This window comes from Aquibium sp. ELW1220, assembly GCF_030398385.1.
In the GTDB taxonomy this organism is placed as follows: Bacteria; Pseudomonadota; Alphaproteobacteria; order Rhizobiales; family Rhizobiaceae; genus Aquibium.
In genome coordinates, this window is sequence record NZ_JAOAOQ010000011.1 from 56,448 (window position 1) to 72,315 (window position 15,868).

The following is a 15,868-nucleotide window of genomic DNA, read 5'->3' on the forward strand; positions in this document are numbered from 1 at the left end:
AAGACCGGCGATACTTTCCAGGAGACTTTCAATGGCGAAGAAACTAGGCGTCGGCGTCATCGGCTGCGGCAACATCTCGGCGGCCTATCTCAGGCTCGCGCCGCTGTTCCGCGGCATCGAGATGCGGGCCTGCGCCGACATCGACATGGCGGCGGCGACGGCGCGCGCGGCGGAGTTCGGCGTGCGGGCGGAGACGGTGGACGCGTTGCTGGCGGCCAGCGACATCGACATCGTGGTCAACCTCACGATCCCAGCCGCCCACTACGAGATCTCGCGCCGGGCTCTCGACGCGGGCAAGCATGTCTATTCCGAAAAACCCTTCGTGCTGTCGGTGGCAGAGGGCCTCGACCTGAAGAAGGTGGCGACGAAGAAGAAGCTGCGCGTCGGCTCGGCGCCCGACACATTCCTCGGCGGCGCGCATCAATATGCCCGCCACGTCGTCGATTCGGGCGCGGTCGGGCGTATCACCAGCGGTACGTGCCATGTGATGAGCCACGGCATGGAGCACTGGCATCCGAACCCCGACTTCTTCTTCAAGGTCGGCGGCGGTCCGGTGCTCGACGTCGGACCCTATTACGTCGCAAACCTGATCCAGCTCATCGGGCCGGTGCGGCGCGTGGCGGCGCTGTCGTCCATCCCTGCCAGGGAACGGCTGATCACGTCGCAGCCTCGCGCCGGGCAGACCATCCCGGTCGAGACGCCCACCACGCTGCACGCCCTCCTGCATTTCGAGAACGGCGCGGTGGTGACGCTGAACGCCAGCTGGGACGTCTGGACGCACGGCCACTCGCCGATTGAACTCTACGGGGAGGAGGGGACGCTCTTCGTGCCGGACCCGAACTTCTTCGGCGGCGACGTGCGCTACACGCTTCGCGACCAGCCGGTGGCGAAGCCGGAGCCATGGGAACATCCCTTCGCAGTGCCGAACCAGGAGAGCCCGCGCGGGCCGCTGGCCAATTATCGCGCCTCGGGGCTGGCGGACATGGCGGTCGCGATCCGCGACGACCGCCCGCACCGCTGCTCGCTCGAAGCGTCGCTGCACGCGATCGAGATCATGACCTCGATCCTGAAGTCGGGCGAGACCGGCAAGTTCGTCGAGATGAAGACCACCTGCGAACGTCCCGCGGCGCTGTCGCCCAAGGACGCCAGGGCGCTGCTGGCGCCGAACCCGGAGAAGCCCGCCCGCGCGGCCTGACCGCGGCGTCCTCCCCAGCCCGGTGCGGCACGGCCGTCGCGCCGGGCGCGGCTGGGGACGATCGCGGAGCAAATGCCGCACCTCAGATCGTTCGAGCGGCGCCGCGCCCTGCTTGGCGCGTGCTTCGCGACCTGCTAGGAAACCTTCCAGCTGGCAGAAGGATTGCCGGCAGCGGAAGGATCGTTCGGCCGTGCAGGCTTTGCGGAGAGCAGCGGGAAAATGGACGGCGCAGATCGCGCTGCTCATTCTGCTCGTCCAGCTTTTCGCCGCCGGCTTCGCCACCGCCGCCCATGCCGCGGCTCCTCAATTCGACGCATTCGGCAACGTGCTGTGCGTCGGCGGAGAGCCGGGAGCAGAGATGCCGGAGGGCGGTTCGTCCGGCTTCCACGACTGCTGCATCTTCGGCTGCGGCAGCGCGGTCGCGCCGCTTCTGGCGCCGGGCGACCCCGGGGTTCAGCCGGTCTTTTATCCCCGCACCGCAGATGTGGTTGCCGCGGATCCGGCACACCTCGCCGCGCTCGACAGGCCGACGCGCCCGGGCAGCCCGCGCGCACCTCCGACCGCGATCTGATCCACGTCGCCTCGCATGCCGGGGCGGACGTGCGTGATCATCGATTCCGCCTGCGCGGAGTCCGTCGCCTCATTCGGAGAACCATCATGTCGACTTCCCTGCGCGCCTCGGCGCTCTCCTTCGCTCGCCGTGCCCATCTGGCCGGCATCCTCACCGCCTCGTCGCTGTCGCTTGCCGCGCTGTTCGCCTCCGCGCCTGCGTCGCATGCCCACGAGTACAAGGCCGGCGACATCGCCATCGGCCATCCCTGGTCGCGCCAGACGCCGGAAGGCGCCAAGGTGGCCGGTGGCTTCTTGGTGCTCACCAACACGGGCGCCACGGCGGACCGTCTCGTCGGCGTGTCCTCGCCGATCTCGATGAAAGGCGAGATCCATCAGATGGCGGTCGACGACAAGGGCGTCATGACCATGCGTCCCGTCGAAGGTGGCCTCGAGGTTCCGGCCGGCGGCTCGGTCGAGCTGAAGCCGGGGTCCTATCACCTGATGTTCATGGGTCTGACCGCGCGACCCGTCGAGGGCGACAACTTCGAAGCCACGCTCGAATTCGAGAAGGCCGGCAAGGTGACGGTCGAGTTCGCCGTCGAGGGCATGGGCGGCGCGCCCAAGCACGAAGGGCATTCCGGCCACGGCGGCTGACGCCGGGCCGTTCCGCCAGCCAGCATCAAGCCAGCAGCCACGCGGCCGCGCAGCAGCGGCCGCCTCCAGCGCTCCGGACATCTCCGGAGCGCTCGCTCTCCCTTTGCCCGGCGACTGCCGGCACCCAACCCATCAAGGAAGATCATTCAATGTCGAAATCCATCCTCTCCGCCTGCGCGCTTATCCTCGCCGCCACCGGCATCGCACAGGCCCACACCACGCTCGAACAGGCCGAGGCGCCCGTTGGCGCGAGCTACAAGGCGGTCTTCCGCGTCCCGCATGGCTGCGACGGCAAGCCCACCAACACCGTCCGCGTCCAGATCCCGGAGGGCGTCATCACCGCCAAGCCGATGCCCAAGGCCGGCTGGACGCTGGAGAAGGTCACCGGCGCCTATGCGCAGTCCTACGAGTACTACGGCCGCACGCTCGGCGAGGGCGTGAAGGAGGTCGTCTGGAGCGGCGGCAATCTCGGCGACGACGAGTATGACGAGTTCGTGGTGCGCGTGTTCCTGACCAAGGACCTGCCGGTCGGCAAGATGCTCTACTTCCCGGTCGTGCAGGAATGCCCGGAGGGCGCTGCGGAGCGCTGGATCGAGATTCCGGCCGAGGGCCAGGATCCGCACGACCTCGAGGGCCCGGCCCCGGCCATCAAGCTGATCGACAAGCCGCACGCGCATTGATCGACGGCGGGCGGGCCGACCCGGCCCGCCCGCGCAGTTCTGGAGGCGACCTGCATGCACCTGTCCACCGCGCCTCGATCAGCCGGGCGCACGTCCGGCCTGCACATCCTCGGCGCGTTCCTTGCCGCCTTCGCGGTCCTGCTCGCCGGGATGACCGGCGCGCTTGCCCATGCTTCGCTCGCCTCGGCCGACCCGGCCGACGGCGCCATGGTGGCCGAGGCCCCGTCCGAAGTCGCGCTCACCTTCTCCGAGATCGTATCGCCGCTGGTCCTGCGGCTCGTGGCGCCGGACGGCGCGTCGCGGGACCTCGAAGAGGTTGCCTTCAACGGCAACACGCTTCGCGTCGCCCTGCCGGGCGGACTGACGGACGGCACCCACGTGTTCTCCTGGCGGGTCGTTTCGGAGGACGGGCATCCCGTCGGGGGCTCGGTGGTCTTCTCGATCGGGGCTCCGAGTGCCATGCCCGGAGCGCCTGCCGAGGCGGTCGACCGGCTGGTGCGCGGCCTAGTCTGGGCGTTGAAACTCGTGCTCACCGGCGGGATCGCGCTCGGCATCGGCGGGGTCTTCGCGCTGTCGTGGTTCGGGACGGGACGTGAAGCCGGCCGGGACGCTGCCGCCGGGCTCGTCATTGCCGGCATGATTGCAGCGGTGCTGTCGGTCGGCCTGCAAGGGCTCGATGCGCTGGCGGAGCCGATGGCGCGCCTCGTCGACCCGGCCGTCTGGCAGACAGGCCTTCGAACCTCCTTCGGTCGGACCGCGCTCGGGCTGCTCGTCGCCTCGGCAGTGGCGATGATCGCCCTTGTCCTTCCCGGACGCGTGCCGGCGCTGATCGCTCTCCTCGGGGCCGGTGCGGCGGTGGCCGCCAGCGGACACGCGGGCTCGGCCGAACCGCAATGGCTGACGCGGCCGCTGGTCGCGCTCCACGTCGTGACGATGGCGACCTGGATCGGAGCGCTGATGCTGCTCGGGCTGGCGCTGCGAGCCGGCGGCGGCGGCGCGACCGCCATGCTGTTTCGCTTCTCGTGCGCCATTCCGTGGCTGCTGTGCATCTTGCTGGTCTCAGGCGTCGTGCTGGCCTTTATCCAGGTGGGGACGCCGACGGCCCTCCTGTCGACGGCCTACGGGACCGTCCTTCTCGTCAAGCTGGCGCTCGTCGCCGCCCTGCTCGGTCTGGCCGCCTTCAATCGTTGGCGCCTGACGCCGGCCATTGCCCGTGGCGATGCCGCGGGCCGAAACGCGCTCGTCCGGGCGGTCGTCGTCGAGATCGTCATTGCCGTCCTCATCTTCGGCGCGGTCGCCACCTGGCGCTTCACCCCGCCGCCAAGGGCGCTGGCGCGTGCCGCCGCCGAACCCGCCTGGGTGCATCTGCACGACCCGCGCGTGATGGCTGACGTCACCCTCACGCCCGGACTTGCCGGACCGGTGGCGGCGACCGTCGCGCTGACGGGCGGCGACTTCGGGCCGCTGGCCGCCAAGGGCGTGACGCTGGTGCTGTCGCGGCCCGACGCCGGCATCGAGTCGATCCGCCGCGAAGCGACCCTCGCAGGCGAAGGCGCGTGGACGATCGGCGACCTCGTCGTGCCGCTCGCCGGCCGCTGGCAGGTGCGGGTCGACGTGCTGATCGGCGATTTCGAGATCGCGCGGCTTCACGGGGAGATCGAGCTGCGGCGGTAGGGCTGAGCTGCCGGTGCGCGTTTCCCTCCCCCTTGCGGGGAGGGGTCAGGGGGGCGGCTCGTGAGCGGGTGGGAGTGAAACCGGGGGCTCGGTGAGAAGGGAGCTTTGACTTGGCGCGTTCTTGCCGACCTCGCGCGGACGAGGACAGCCCGTCCATCGCCAACCGCTTCGCGGCACCACCCCCACCGCTTACCAGGGCGAGCCGCGGGTCTCGCCCGTCCTTCGGACCCCCGCAAGGGGGAAGGGGCGCCTGCGAGTTCTGCATGTTGACATAAAGATATCCTTATGTGATTGTTCACCTCTCCGGACCACGCATGAGGATATCCGCCATGGCTTCGAGCCTCGACGACCTGTTCGGCGCTGCCGTCCCGAACCGAAGCGGAGCGGGGATCCGCGCTGCTCTCCAGGCGGCCGCCAGCGAGCGGATACTGATCCTCGACGGAGCAATGGGCACGGAGATCCAGGGGCTGGGGCTCCGCGAGGAGCATTTCCGCGGCGAGCGCTTCGAGCGCTGCGCCTGCCACCAGCAGGGCAACAACGACATCCTGATCCTCACCCAGCCGAAGGCGATCGAGGACATTCACTTTTCCTATGCCATCGCCGGCGCCGACATCATCGAGACCAACACCTTCTCGTCCACCCACATCGCCCAGGCCGACTACGGCATGGAGGAGATGGTCTACGACCTGAACCGCGACGGAGCGCGGCTCGCCCGGCGGGCCGCGATCCGCGCCTTCCAGGAGGACGGCCGCCGCCGCTTCGTGGCCGGCGCGTTGGGGCCGACCAACCGCACGGCGTCGATTTCGCCCGACGTAAACAATCCCGGCTACCGCGCCGTCACCTTCGACGACCTGAGGCTCGCCTATGGCGAGCAGTTGCGCGGCCTGGTCGACGGAGGCGCCGACCTGATCCTGATCGAGACCATCTTCGACACGCTGAACGCCAAGGCGGCGATCTTCGCTTGCGGCGAGGTCTTCGCGGAGAAGGGCATCGACCTGCCGATCATGATCTCGGGCACAATCACCGATCTATCCGGCCGCACGCTGTCGGGCCAGACGCCGACCGCCTTCTGGCACTCGGTGCGTCATGCGCGGCCGGTGTCGGTCGGCCTCAACTGCGCGCTGGGCGCCGCCGCCATGCGCCCGCACATCGCCGAGATATCGGGCGTCGCCGATACGCTGACCTGCGCCTATCCGAACGCCGGCCTGCCCAACGCCTTCGGCCAGTACGACGAGAGCCCGGAATTCATGGCCAGTCAGGTCGAGGCCTTCGCGCGCGAGGGGCTGGTCAACATCGTCGGCGGCTGCTGCGGCTCGACGCCCGACCACATCCGCGCCATCGCTGATGCCGTGGCCAAGCACCCGCCGCGGGCGGTACCGCAGATCGCGCCGCTGATGCGGCTGTCGGGGCTGGAGCCCTTCGTGCTGACCGAGGACATTCCTTTCGTCAATGTCGGCGAGCGCACCAACGTCACCGGCTCGGCCAAGTTCAGGAAGCTGATCACCGCCGGCGACTATGCCGCCGGCCTCGACGTCGCGCGCGACCAGGTGGAGAACGGCGCGCAGATCATCGATGTCAACATGGACGAGGGGCTGATCGATTCGCAGAAGGCGATGGTCGAGTTTCTCAACCTGATCGCCGCCGAGCCGGATATCGCCAAGGTGCCGCTGATGATCGACAGCTCCAAGTGGGAGATCATCGAGGCCGGCCTGAAATGCGTCCAGGGCAAGCCGGTGGTGAACTCGATCTCGCTCAAGGAGGGGGAGGAGGCCTTTCTCCACCATGCGCGGCTTTGCCAGGCCTATGGCGCGGCGGTGGTCGTGATGGCCTTCGACGAGAAAGGCCAGGCCGACACGAAGGCGCGCAAGGTCGAGATTTCGAAGCGGGCCTTCAAGCTGCTGACCGAGAAGGCCGGCATGGAGGCGGCCGACATCATCTTCGACCCGAACATCTTCGCGGTGGCGACCGGTATCGAGGAGCACGACAATTACGGCCACGACTTCATCGCCGCCACGCGCGAGATCACCACGGCGATGCCGGGCGTCCACGTCTCGGGCGGGGTGTCGAACCTCTCCTTCTCGTTCCGCGGCAACGAGCCGGTGCGCGAGGCCATGCACGCGGTGTTCCTCTACCACGCCATCCAGGCGGGCATGGACATGGGCATCGTCAATGCCGGCCAGCTCGCCGTCTACGAGACGATCGACCCGGAATTGCGCGAGGCCTGCGAGGACGTGGTGCTGAACCGGACACCGACATCAGGCGGCACCGCGACGGAGAACCTGCTCGACCTGGCCGAGCGCTACAAGGGCTCGGCTGGCCGGGAAGCGCGCGAGAAGGACCTGCGCTGGCGCGATTGGCCGTTGGAAAAGCGGCTGGAACACGCGCTGGTCAACGGCATCACCGAATACATCGACGTGGATACCGAAGAGGCGCGGCAGGCTGCCGAGCGTCCGCTGCACGTCATCGAGGGGCCGCTGATGGCCGGCATGAACGTCGTCGGCGACCTGTTCGGCGCGGGCAAGATGTTCCTGCCGCAGGTGGTCAAGTCGGCGCGCGTGATGAAGCAGGCGGTGGCGGTGCTCTTGCCCTACATGGAGGCCGAGAAGCTCGCCAATGGCGGCGGCGGCGAGCGCAAGACGGCGGGCACCGTGCTGATGGCGACGGTCAAGGGCGACGTCCACGACATCGGCAAGAACATCGTCGGCGTCGTGCTCGCCTGCAACAACTACGAGATCATCGACCTCGGCGTGATGGTGCCGGCGACGAAGATCCTGGAGACGGCGCGGGAGCGCAAGGTCGACATCATCGGGCTGTCGGGCCTCATCACGCCTTCGCTCGACGAGATGGTGCACGTGGCGGGCGAGATGGAGCGCGAGGGCTTCGACATCCCGCTGCTCATCGGCGGCGCGACGACGAGCCGGGTGCACACCGCGGTGAAGATCCACCCGCGCTACCATCGCGGCCAGGCGATCTACGTCACCGATGCCAGCCGCGCGGTGGGTGTCGTCTCAAGCCTGCTCTCGCCGGAGGCGAAGGGCGGATATGTCGAGACGGTTCAGGCCGAATACCGCAAGGTGGCCGACGCGCATGCGCGCTCCGAGGCCGAGAAGCAGCGCCTGCCGCTCGCCCAGGCCCGCGCCAACGCGCACCGCATCGACTGGGCCTCCTACGATCCGCCGAAGCCCTCTTTCCTCGGCACGCGCGTGTTCGAGGCGTGGGATCTGGCAGACCTCGCCCGCTACATCGACTGGACGCCCTTCTTCCAGACCTGGGAGCTCAAGGGCCGCTATCCGAAGATCCTGGACGACGAGAAGCAGGGCGCGGCGGCGCGCCAGCTGTTCGAGGACGCGCAGGCGATGCTCGCCAAGATCATCGCGGAAGGCTGGTTCGCGCCGAAGGCGGTCGTCGGCTTCTGGCCGGCCAATGCAGTCGGAGACGACATCGCGCTGTTTGCAGACGACAGCCGCGTGGAGAACATCGCGAAGCTCCACACGCTGCGCCAGCAGCTTCCCCGCCGCGACGGCAAGGCGAATCTTGCGCTTTCCGATTTCGTCGCGCCGAAGGAGAGCGGCAAGGCGGACTATATCGGCGGCTTCGTGGTGACCGCCGGCATCGAGGAGGTGGCGATCGCCGAGCGCTTCGAGCGCGCCAACGACGACTATTCCTCGATCATGGTCAAGGCGTTGGCCGACCGCTTCGCCGAAGCCTTCGCCGAGCGCATGCACGAGATGGTTCGCAAGGAGCTCTGGGGCTATGCGCCCGACGAGGCCTTCGCGCCAGAGGATCTGGCGGGCGAGCCCTATCGCGGCATCCGTCCGGCGCCGGGCTATCCGGCGCAGCCCGACCACACTGAGAAGGCGACGCTGTTTTCGCTGCTCGAGGCGGAGGCGCGGATCGGCGTGCGGCTGACGGAGAGCTACGCCATGTGGCCGGGATCGTCCGTCTCGGGCCTCTACCTGTCGCATCCCGACAGTTTCTACTTCGGCGTCGCCAAGGTCGAGCGCGACCAGGTCGAGGATTATGCCCGCCGCAAGCGCATGAGCGTGGAGGAGATGGAGCGCTGGCTCGCCCCGGTCCTCAACTACACGCCGACCGCCTTCGCGGAGGCGGCCGAGTAGTCGGCCGGCGCTTTCCAGCGGACCGTTGCCGCAGAGCCATAGGCCGGAGGCCGATCATGCCCTAAGGATCGCGTGCGGGGTCGGGGAGGCTCCGCATTCCGACACCGCTCCGGAGTGCGCATGAAGATTTTCGCCTACAAGCCCGGTCACGACGGCCACGTTGCCCTGATCGAGGATGCCACGCTCGCCTTCTCGATCGAGGCGGAGAAGGATTCGGGTCCGCGCTATGCGCCCGTCACGCCGGAACTCGTGCTGCGCGGACTGGGTCTGTGCGACGCGATCCCGGATGTGCACGCCCTGTCAGGCTGGATGGGCTCCTTCCGTCCTTTCAGCCAACCGCTGGGCGCGGGTTATTTCGGCTTCGACGAGAGCGGCATCATCGACCGGCCGCAGCTTTTCGCCGGCAAGGAGGTGCGCTTCTTCTCGTCCTCGCATGAGCGTTCCCACATCATCGGCAGCTACGCCATGTCGCCGTTTCCGCAGGGACAGCCCTGCTACGCCCTGGTCTGGGAGGGCGTCCTCGGCTCGTTCTACCGCATCGACGAGAAACTCCAGGTGACGAAGCTCGGCACGCCGGTCACCGGCCCCGGCCACAAATACGGCTTCCTCTACGGCCTCGCCGACCCGACCTTGGCGATCGATGCCCGCAAGTCGCGGCGCGAGGACGCGGGCAAGCTGATGGCGATCGCCGGCTACGGCAGGGACATGCCCGAGACGCGCGAGGAACGCGAACTGATCGAGCGGCTGATCGCCTGGGACGCAGTGGCTGCGCCGCTGCGCAAGGCGGATTTCGTCGGCACGCCCTTCTTCGACATCGGGCTTGAGACCGATGCCTTCCGCAACCTCGCGCGCCGCTTTCAGGACGCGGTGTTTTTGCGCTTCCTCGACTTCGCCAGGGCGAACATGCCCGACGGCCTGCCGCTGCTCGTCTCCGGCGGTTGCGGGCTGAACTGCGACTGGAACAGCGAATGGAAAGGCTGCGGCCTGTTCGCCGACGTCTTCGTGCAGCCCTGCACGAATGATTCCGGCTCGGCCATCGGCACCGCCGCCGACGCGCAGCTGCGCATCACCGGCAAGGCCAAGATCGCGTGGACGGCCTATGCGGGAGAGGCGTTCGTGCATGACGCGGCCGATCTGTCCGGCTTCGACGCAGTGCCCGCCGACGATGCCGCGATCGCCGACGCGCTGGCCGGGGGCGCGGTGCTCGCCTGGGTCCAGGGCCGCTACGAAATCGGCCCGCGCGCGCTCGGCAACCGTTCGCTGATCGCTGCGCCCTTCACGAAGGAGATGCATACGCGCCTCAACGCCATCAAAAAACGCGAGGGCTTCCGCCCGATCGCGCCGATCCTTCTGGAGGAGGAACTCGACCGGCTGTTCGAACATCACGGGCCAAGCCCGCACATGCTCTATTTCCAGCGGGTAAAGACCGACGCGCTGAAGGCCGTGACCCATGTCGACGGTTCCGCCCGGGCGCAGACGGTGACCGCCGCGCAGAATGCGCGGATGCATGCGTTGCTGTCGGCCTTCAGGGACCGCACCGGCTATGGCGTTCTGTGCAACACTTCGCTCAATTTCTCGGGCAAGGGCTTCATCAACCGGATGAGCGATCTGGCGCGCTACGTCGTCGACACCGGGCTCGACGGTTTCGTCGTCGGCGACATGTCCTACAGGCGCGCCCGGTAGGCTGCGGGAACGGCCAGCGCGCGTCGCGTGCCGGGCTTGGCCGACGCGGGCGGGAGGTCCGCTCTTCCTTGCCTTTGCCGCTTCGAACAGGCAGCAAGGGACGATTGAAATAGCAGGACACCGGCCCATGCTCCCCATTTACATAACCTATCTCAATCGCTTCGACATCGAGGCGGCCATGCTCGGGGATGGCGAGATCCTCGCGGCTATCGAGGCCAGCCTTGCCATGCAGGGACGCGGCGAAACGGTCATCGAGCCGCGGATGCACCTCGAGCCACGGGCCGGCGTGGAGGGCCATTTCAACGTGCTGCGCGGCTGGATCGGCGGCGAGATCGATGCGGCGGGCGTGAAGATCGTCGGCGACTTCGTCGACAACTACAAGCACGGCATGCCGTCCGAATTCGGGGTCCTCAATCTCTTCGACCCGCGCACCGGCAAGCCGACGGCCATCCTCGACGCCAGCGGCATCACCGACATGCGCACCGGTGCGGTCACCGCCATCGGTGCCAAGTACCTGGCGCGCAAGGGCTCGAAGGTGCTCGGCCACATCGGCGCGCGCGGCACGGCGTACTGGAACGTGCGGCTGCTCGATCATCTCTTCGACTTCGACGAGATCCGCGTGCATTCGCGCCGGCCGGAAAGCCGCGAGAGCTTCGCGCAACGCCTTGCCCGCGACCTCGGCAAGGCCGTGACCGTCACCGAGGACTGGCGCTCCTGCGTCGATGGCGCCGACATCGTGGTGGAGGCCTCGCGCCTGAGCGAGCCCCAGCCCATGCTGAAGACGGACTGGATCAAGCCGGGAGCACTCGTCGTGCCCTACGGGACGATGAGCGCGGTGGAGCTTTCGCTGACCGACATCATGGCGAAGTTGGTGGTGGACGACTGGGGGCAGTGCAAGGGCGGAAAATTCGGATCGCTGCGCGCCCATGTCGAGGCCGGCAAGCTTTCGGAACAGACGCTTCATGCCGAGCTCGGCCAGATCGTCGCCGGGCTGAAGCCCGGCCGTGAGAGCGAGGCGGAAACCAACCTGTTCTGGCATCGCGGCCTCTCCCTCTCCGACATCGCGCTCGGCCATGCCTTCCTGAAAAAGGCGGAGGCCATGGGCGTCGGGCATCGCCTGCGCTACGCATGAGGACGTTCGTCTTCGCGGACCAGCCGCTGACCGTCGCGGACGTGGTCGCGGCCTCGCATGGGCCGGTCGCAGTCGAAGCGAGTGTTGCGCGGCGCGCGGCGATGCAGGAGGCGCGCGACGTGCTTGACGGCCATCTCGCGCGGGGCATTCCCGTCTACGGGCTGAACACCGGGCTCGGCGGCAATATCGGGCATCGGATCACGGCGGCGGAGGCGGATGGTCTGCAGGCCTCGCTGGTGATGGCGCGCGTCGCGGGCGTGGGCGCGGCGCTGCCGGTCGACGTCTGCCGGGCGGTTCTCTTCTGCCGCCTCGCCGGGCTCGTGCAAGCCGGCGCGGGCGTGTCGCTTCCCGTCTTCGACCTGCTCTGCGCGATGCTGGCGCGAGACCTCGTCCCCGTCATCCCGTCGCGCGGATCGACCGGCGCCAGCGACCTCGTGCAGACGATGAGCATCGCGGCGGTGGCGATCGGCGAAGGCGAGGCCTATCTGGACGGCGTCCGGCTACCGGCGCGCGAGGCGCTTGCCAGGGCCGGGCTGGTGCCCGCGCGGCTGGCGCCCAAGGACGGGCTGTCGATCGGCAGCGCGTCTTCCGTGACGGTTGCAACGGCGGCGCTGGCGATCGTGGCGCTGGACGATCTCGCGGCCGTCCATGTCGGCGTCGCAGCCCTTGCCTGCGAGGGATTCGGCGCCAGCCCGTACATTTTCGATGCCCGCATCGCCAGCGCCCGCCCCGCGGCGGGACAGGTCGAGGCGGCTTCGCTGTTTCGCGCCGCGCTTGCGGGCGGCGGTTATTTCTCGCGGTCGTCGCCTAAGGTGCAGGACGCGCTCTCGTTCCGTGCCCTGCCGCAGGTCACCGGCAGCTTCCTCGCCGCGCTTCAGACCGCGCGGCGGGAGGTCGAGATCGAACTGAACTCGCCCGCCGACAACCCCCTTGTGATCGGGCCGCTCGGCGAGGTGCGGTCCTCCGCGAATTTCCTGACGGCATCGATCGCGCTTTCGTTCGACAGCCTCGCGATCGCGGTGGCGCAGCTCGCCACGGCCTGCGTGCAGCGCTCGATCAAGCTGATGACCGGCCGCCTGTCCGGGCTCCCCAACTATCTCTCGCCGGTCGGCGGTGCGTCGGCCGGTTTCGTTCCGATGCAGAAATCGCTGGCGGCCCTGCATGCCGAGATCAGGCTCAAGGCCACGCCGGCGAGCCTCGACACGATCGTGGTTTCGGAGATGGTGGAGGATATCGGGACCAACTCCGTGCTCGCCGTTTCCAAGCTCGCGGTGCAGCTCGAGCCGATGCGGTGGCTCATCGCCATCGAAGCCATGCTCGCGGCTCAGGCCGTCGACCTGCGCCGACGGATCGAGCCCGCGCTGTCGCTGTCTCCGGTCGGCGTTCATCTCCATGATACCGTTCGCGCGGCAGTCCCCGCGCTGGACGAGGATCGGGCCACGGGTCCGGACGCGGCGAAGGTTCACGACGCCTTGTGGAAGCCGCAGAACGTGCGCGCGCTCAGGAGCCTTGCAGGCTGAGCGAAACCGTGCCGAGCGGCGCGATGTCCACTCCGACGGCGCAGGGCGCTTTCAATGCGAAACCGGGCAGATGTGCGCCGGTAAGCACGATCATGCCCGCCTGGAGCGGCAATCCGTCGGCTGCGAGCCGGCGCGAAAGCCAGCGCAGCGCCTCCGTTGGTGTCTGCGGCGCGGCACCGGTCGCTTCGCCCTGCGTCTCGCCGTCGACCCGAAGCCGCGCCACCACGGCGCCGACATCGAGCGTGGGAAGGCTGCCGGCCTGCCCGATGACCGCGCCTTCGCTGTGGATGCGCTGGGCAATGGCCGCGGCCGCACTGGGGTCCCGCGCAAAGGCGCCGCGGGGATCCATGATCTCGATGGCGGGCAGAAGGGAGCCGATCGCGGCTTCCACACCGCCGTCATCCTCATTGCCGTTCAGGCTGGAGGACAGCCTGATCGCGATTTCCGGCTCGATGACCGGATCGCGATACAGGGAGAACGGCATTGTCGCGCTGCCGGCATGGATCTGGTCGGAGAACAATGGCGCATAGCAGGGTTCGCTCAGGCCGTAATAGTCCATCGACGAGGGCCTGTTGAAGGCGATCTTGTAGCCGGCGATGCGGCGGCCGGGCCGTCTTGCAAGCAGCGCCGCCGTCACCTTGTTCTGGATGTCGTAGGCGTGGACGAGACCGCCAACCGCGTCCTCGCGCGGATCGAAGGGCAGCAGGCCCTCGATGTCGCGGACGATACTCTCGACGATGTCGCTCATGACGGTACGCCCAGGCCGAGATTGGCGCGCAACGTGCGGCCTTCGTATTGCGTCCGGAACAGTCCGCGCTGCTGCAGTTCCGGGATTACCAGGTCGACGAAATCGTCCAGTTCCCCCGGGAACCAGGCCGGCATCACGTTGAAGCCGTCGCAGGCGCCGCCGACGAACCAGGCTTCCAGCTCATCGGCGATGTCGGCCGCGGTGCCGATCAGCCTCCAGTGGCCGCGGGCACCCGCGAAATGCTGCGCCACCTGGCGGATGCTCAGGCCCTCGCGGCGCGACTGGTCGATGACGAGCTGCTGGCGGCTTTGCATTCCCTCGTTCGCCTTCAGATCGGGCATCGGACCGTCGAGCGGCAGGCCCTCCAGGGCATCGGTGGACAGATAGCTCGCAAGCAGCGCCAGCCCCACCTCGTCGGGGATGAGTGCCTGAAGCGCATCGAACTTCGATTGAGCCTCGTCGCGGGTCCTGCCCACCACCGGCGAAACACCAGGCATGATCTTCAGGTGGTCGGGGTTGCGTCCCGCCCGGGCCACACGCGCCTTGACGTCGTCATAAAAGGCCTTGGCGGCGTCGAAGGTCTGGGTCGCCACGAAGACCACGTCGGCCGTTCGGGCCGCCAGATCGCGGCCGACATCCGACGACCCCGCCTGTACCAGCACCGGCGCGCCCTGCGGCGACGCGGGGATGCCGAGCCCCTGCCGCACCGAGAAGCTCTCGCCGGCGTGATCGATCGTCCCGTAGCGGTTGCCAGGGCTCCACAGGCGCGCGACCACGTCTGCGAACTCGGTCGCCCTGGCGTAGCGGTCGCGATGCGCGCGCAGGCCCTGCGCGCCGAAATTCGCTGCCTCGATCTCGCTGGCCGACGTGACCAGGTTCCAGCCCGCCCGGCCGCCGCTGACGAGGTCGAGCGTGGCGAAGGCGCGGGCGAGCGCATAGGGCTCGTTGTAGGAGGACGAGGCCGTCGCGACGAGGCCGACGTGGCGCGTGCGGGCGGCGAGCGCCGAAAGCAGGCTGATCGGTTCGAAACCCAGCGAGCGCGCGGCCTGCGACGCGATCTCGACGCGCGCCTCGCGGACCCCGGCCGCATCCTCGAAGAACACCAGGTCGAACAGGCCGCGCTCGGCCGCTTGCGCCAGCCCGATCATGTGGTCGACGTCGACGCCCGCATCGGCGGCGGCCCGAGGGTGTCGCCACGCGGCGATGTGGTGGCCAGTCGGCATGAGGAACGCGCCGAGCTTCATCATCGCGTTCATCGGCCGAGCCCCTCGATCAGCGCCCTGGCGGCCTGCAGGCTGGTCACGGTCGTCGCCCGGGCGAGGTCGCCGGCGCGCAGCACCTCCGGCTTGCCTCTCGGCGAGCGCATCACGTTCAGCGGCCCGCGCACGGTGAAATAGTCGCCCTCGTGATCGAGCGGGTGCATCGCGTCCGGCCTGAAGAACTGCGCCCTCTCGCGGTCGAGCGTCAGGGCGTCGGCATCCCAGCTTTGCAGGAGTCCGTCGACGACATCCTCGAATTCCCGCTGCCGCGCGGTCATGTCCGCGCCCGCCAGCCTGGCCTCGCCGCTGAAGGCCGCATAGGCGTCCGCGCTTTCGTCGGCATCGATCACCCAGCCCGTGCGTCCGCGGCTGATCAGTTCGAGCGAGGCGAGACGCCGCGCCAGGTTGTAGGGCTGATGTCCCAGGCTCGATACGCGTGCAAGGAGGTGGAGACGGGTGGTGCCGGCGGCCAGCCATCCGATCAGGATCAGCGCATCGGGCCAGGCCTCTCCGCCCGCGGCCGGCGCGATCGCGTCCGGTAGCACCAGCGTGGCGATCCCGGCTTTCTCGGCAAGAGGGGCGAATTCGGCCAGGCCTTCGATGGTCCAGTCGGCGAATTCTCCCGCGATGATGATCGTCCGGGGGATGCTCAT

General features: G+C 68.5%; 12 protein-coding genes. 9 read left to right on the forward strand and 3 right to left on the reverse strand.

What is annotated here, in order from left to right:
* Positions 1 to 31: 31 nt before the first annotated feature.
* The 9 genes from N1F91_RS12425 (at position 32) to N1F91_RS12465 (ending at position 13,208) form a co-directional block, all read left to right on the forward strand.
* On the forward strand, positions 32 to 1,195 hold the full coding sequence (locus N1F91_RS12425) for a Gfo/Idh/MocA family oxidoreductase (RefSeq protein WP_289992516.1): 1,164 nt from the start codon (positions 32 to 34) through the stop codon (positions 1,193 to 1,195).
* 190 nt (positions 1,196 to 1,385) lie between these two features.
* On the forward strand, positions 1,386 to 1,766 hold the full coding sequence (locus tag N1F91_RS12430; protein ID WP_289992517.1) for a hypothetical protein: 381 nt from the start codon (positions 1,386 to 1,388) through the stop codon (positions 1,764 to 1,766).
* Positions 1,767 to 1,852: 86 nt separating this feature from the next.
* Positions 1,853 to 2,401: a copper chaperone PCu(A)C gene (locus tag N1F91_RS12435; protein WP_289992518.1), complete on the forward strand. Its 549-nt coding sequence runs from the start codon at positions 1,853 to 1,855 to the stop codon at positions 2,399 to 2,401.
* Between the two features lie 149 nt (positions 2,402 to 2,550).
* On the forward strand, positions 2,551 to 3,081 hold the full coding sequence (locus N1F91_RS12440) for a YcnI family protein (RefSeq protein WP_289992520.1): 531 nt from the start codon (positions 2,551 to 2,553) through the stop codon (positions 3,079 to 3,081).
* 54 nt (positions 3,082 to 3,135) lie between these two features.
* Complete coding sequence (locus tag N1F91_RS12445; RefSeq protein WP_289992521.1) at positions 3,136 to 4,755, forward strand: copper resistance protein CopC; 1,620 nt, start codon at positions 3,136 to 3,138, stop codon at positions 4,753 to 4,755.
* 329 nt (positions 4,756 to 5,084) lie between these two features.
* Positions 5,085 to 8,873 carry a methionine synthase gene (gene metH / locus N1F91_RS12450; RefSeq protein WP_289992522.1) on the forward strand — a complete coding sequence of 1,263 codons (3,789 nt, stop codon included), beginning with the start codon at positions 5,085 to 5,087 and terminating at the stop codon, positions 8,871 to 8,873.
* Positions 8,874 to 8,993: 120 nt separating this feature from the next.
* The gene (locus N1F91_RS12455; protein ID WP_289992523.1) at positions 8,994 to 10,556 is read left to right on the forward strand and encodes a carbamoyltransferase C-terminal domain-containing protein; all 1,563 of its coding nucleotides are present in this window, start codon (positions 8,994 to 8,996) and stop codon (positions 10,554 to 10,556) included.
* A gap of 127 nt (positions 10,557 to 10,683) precedes the next feature.
* Positions 10,684 to 11,688 (forward strand): ornithine cyclodeaminase family protein, encoded by a 1,005-nt coding sequence (locus N1F91_RS12460; RefSeq protein WP_289992524.1) that lies wholly within the window; start codon positions 10,684 to 10,686, stop codon positions 11,686 to 11,688.
* Positions 11,685 to 13,208, forward strand: a complete 1,524-nt coding sequence (locus tag N1F91_RS12465; RefSeq protein ID WP_289992525.1) for an aromatic amino acid ammonia-lyase — start codon at positions 11,685 to 11,687, stop codon at positions 13,206 to 13,208. The genes N1F91_RS12460 and N1F91_RS12465 overlap by 4 nt, the downstream gene beginning before the upstream one ends.
* On the opposite strand, the gene N1F91_RS12470 is transcribed toward N1F91_RS12465, so the two are convergent.
* From N1F91_RS12470 to N1F91_RS12480, 3 genes are read right to left on the reverse strand one after another with little or no spacing between them, the layout of a single operon-like run.
* The gene (locus tag N1F91_RS12470) at positions 13,189 to 13,956 is read right to left on the reverse strand and encodes a hypothetical protein (RefSeq protein ID WP_289992526.1); all 768 of its coding nucleotides are present in this window, start codon (positions 13,954 to 13,956) and stop codon (positions 13,189 to 13,191) included. The genes N1F91_RS12465 and N1F91_RS12470 overlap by 20 nt on opposite strands.
* Positions 13,953 to 15,212, reverse strand: a complete 1,260-nt coding sequence (locus N1F91_RS12475; RefSeq protein WP_289992527.1) for an LLM class flavin-dependent oxidoreductase — start codon at positions 15,210 to 15,212, stop codon at positions 13,953 to 13,955. Before N1F91_RS12475 ends, N1F91_RS12470 begins: the two co-directional genes overlap by 4 nt.
* Positions 15,209 to 15,868, reverse strand: coding sequence for an LLM class flavin-dependent oxidoreductase (locus tag N1F91_RS12480; protein WP_289992530.1), 660 nt, complete (start codon positions 15,866 to 15,868; stop codon positions 15,209 to 15,211). The genes N1F91_RS12475 and N1F91_RS12480 overlap by 4 nt, the downstream gene beginning before the upstream one ends.

What these genes read in the sequence shown, in the direction of transcription:
- N1F91_RS12455 (WP_289992523.1), top strand. Translation starts at nt 8,994, where the DNA reads ATGAAGATTTTCGCCTACAAGCCCGGTCACGACGGCCACGTTGCCCTG.
- N1F91_RS12465 (WP_289992525.1), top strand. Translation starts at nt 11,685, where the DNA reads ATGAGGACGTTCGTCTTCGCGGACCAGCCGCTGACCGTCGCGGACGTG.
- metH (WP_289992522.1), top strand. Translation starts at nt 5,085, where the DNA reads ATGGCTTCGAGCCTCGACGACCTGTTCGGCGCTGCCGTCCCGAACCGA.
- N1F91_RS12425 (WP_289992516.1), top strand. Translation starts at nt 32, where the DNA reads ATGGCGAAGAAACTAGGCGTCGGCGTCATCGGCTGCGGCAACATCTCG.
- N1F91_RS12440 (WP_289992520.1), top strand. Translation starts at nt 2,551, where the DNA reads ATGTCGAAATCCATCCTCTCCGCCTGCGCGCTTATCCTCGCCGCCACC.
- N1F91_RS12480 (WP_289992530.1), bottom strand. Translation starts at nt 15,868, where the DNA reads ATGAGCATCCCCCGGACGATCATCATCGCGGGAGAATTCGCCGACTGG.
- N1F91_RS12470 (WP_289992526.1), bottom strand. Translation starts at nt 13,956, where the DNA reads ATGAGCGACATCGTCGAGAGTATCGTCCGCGACATCGAGGGCCTGCTG.
- N1F91_RS12435 (WP_289992518.1), top strand. Translation starts at nt 1,853, where the DNA reads ATGTCGACTTCCCTGCGCGCCTCGGCGCTCTCCTTCGCTCGCCGTGCC.
- N1F91_RS12445 (WP_289992521.1), top strand. Translation starts at nt 3,136, where the DNA reads ATGCACCTGTCCACCGCGCCTCGATCAGCCGGGCGCACGTCCGGCCTG.
- N1F91_RS12475 (WP_289992527.1), bottom strand. Translation starts at nt 15,212, where the DNA reads ATGAACGCGATGATGAAGCTCGGCGCGTTCCTCATGCCGACTGGCCAC.
- N1F91_RS12460 (WP_289992524.1), top strand. Translation starts at nt 10,684, where the DNA reads ATGCTCCCCATTTACATAACCTATCTCAATCGCTTCGACATCGAGGCG.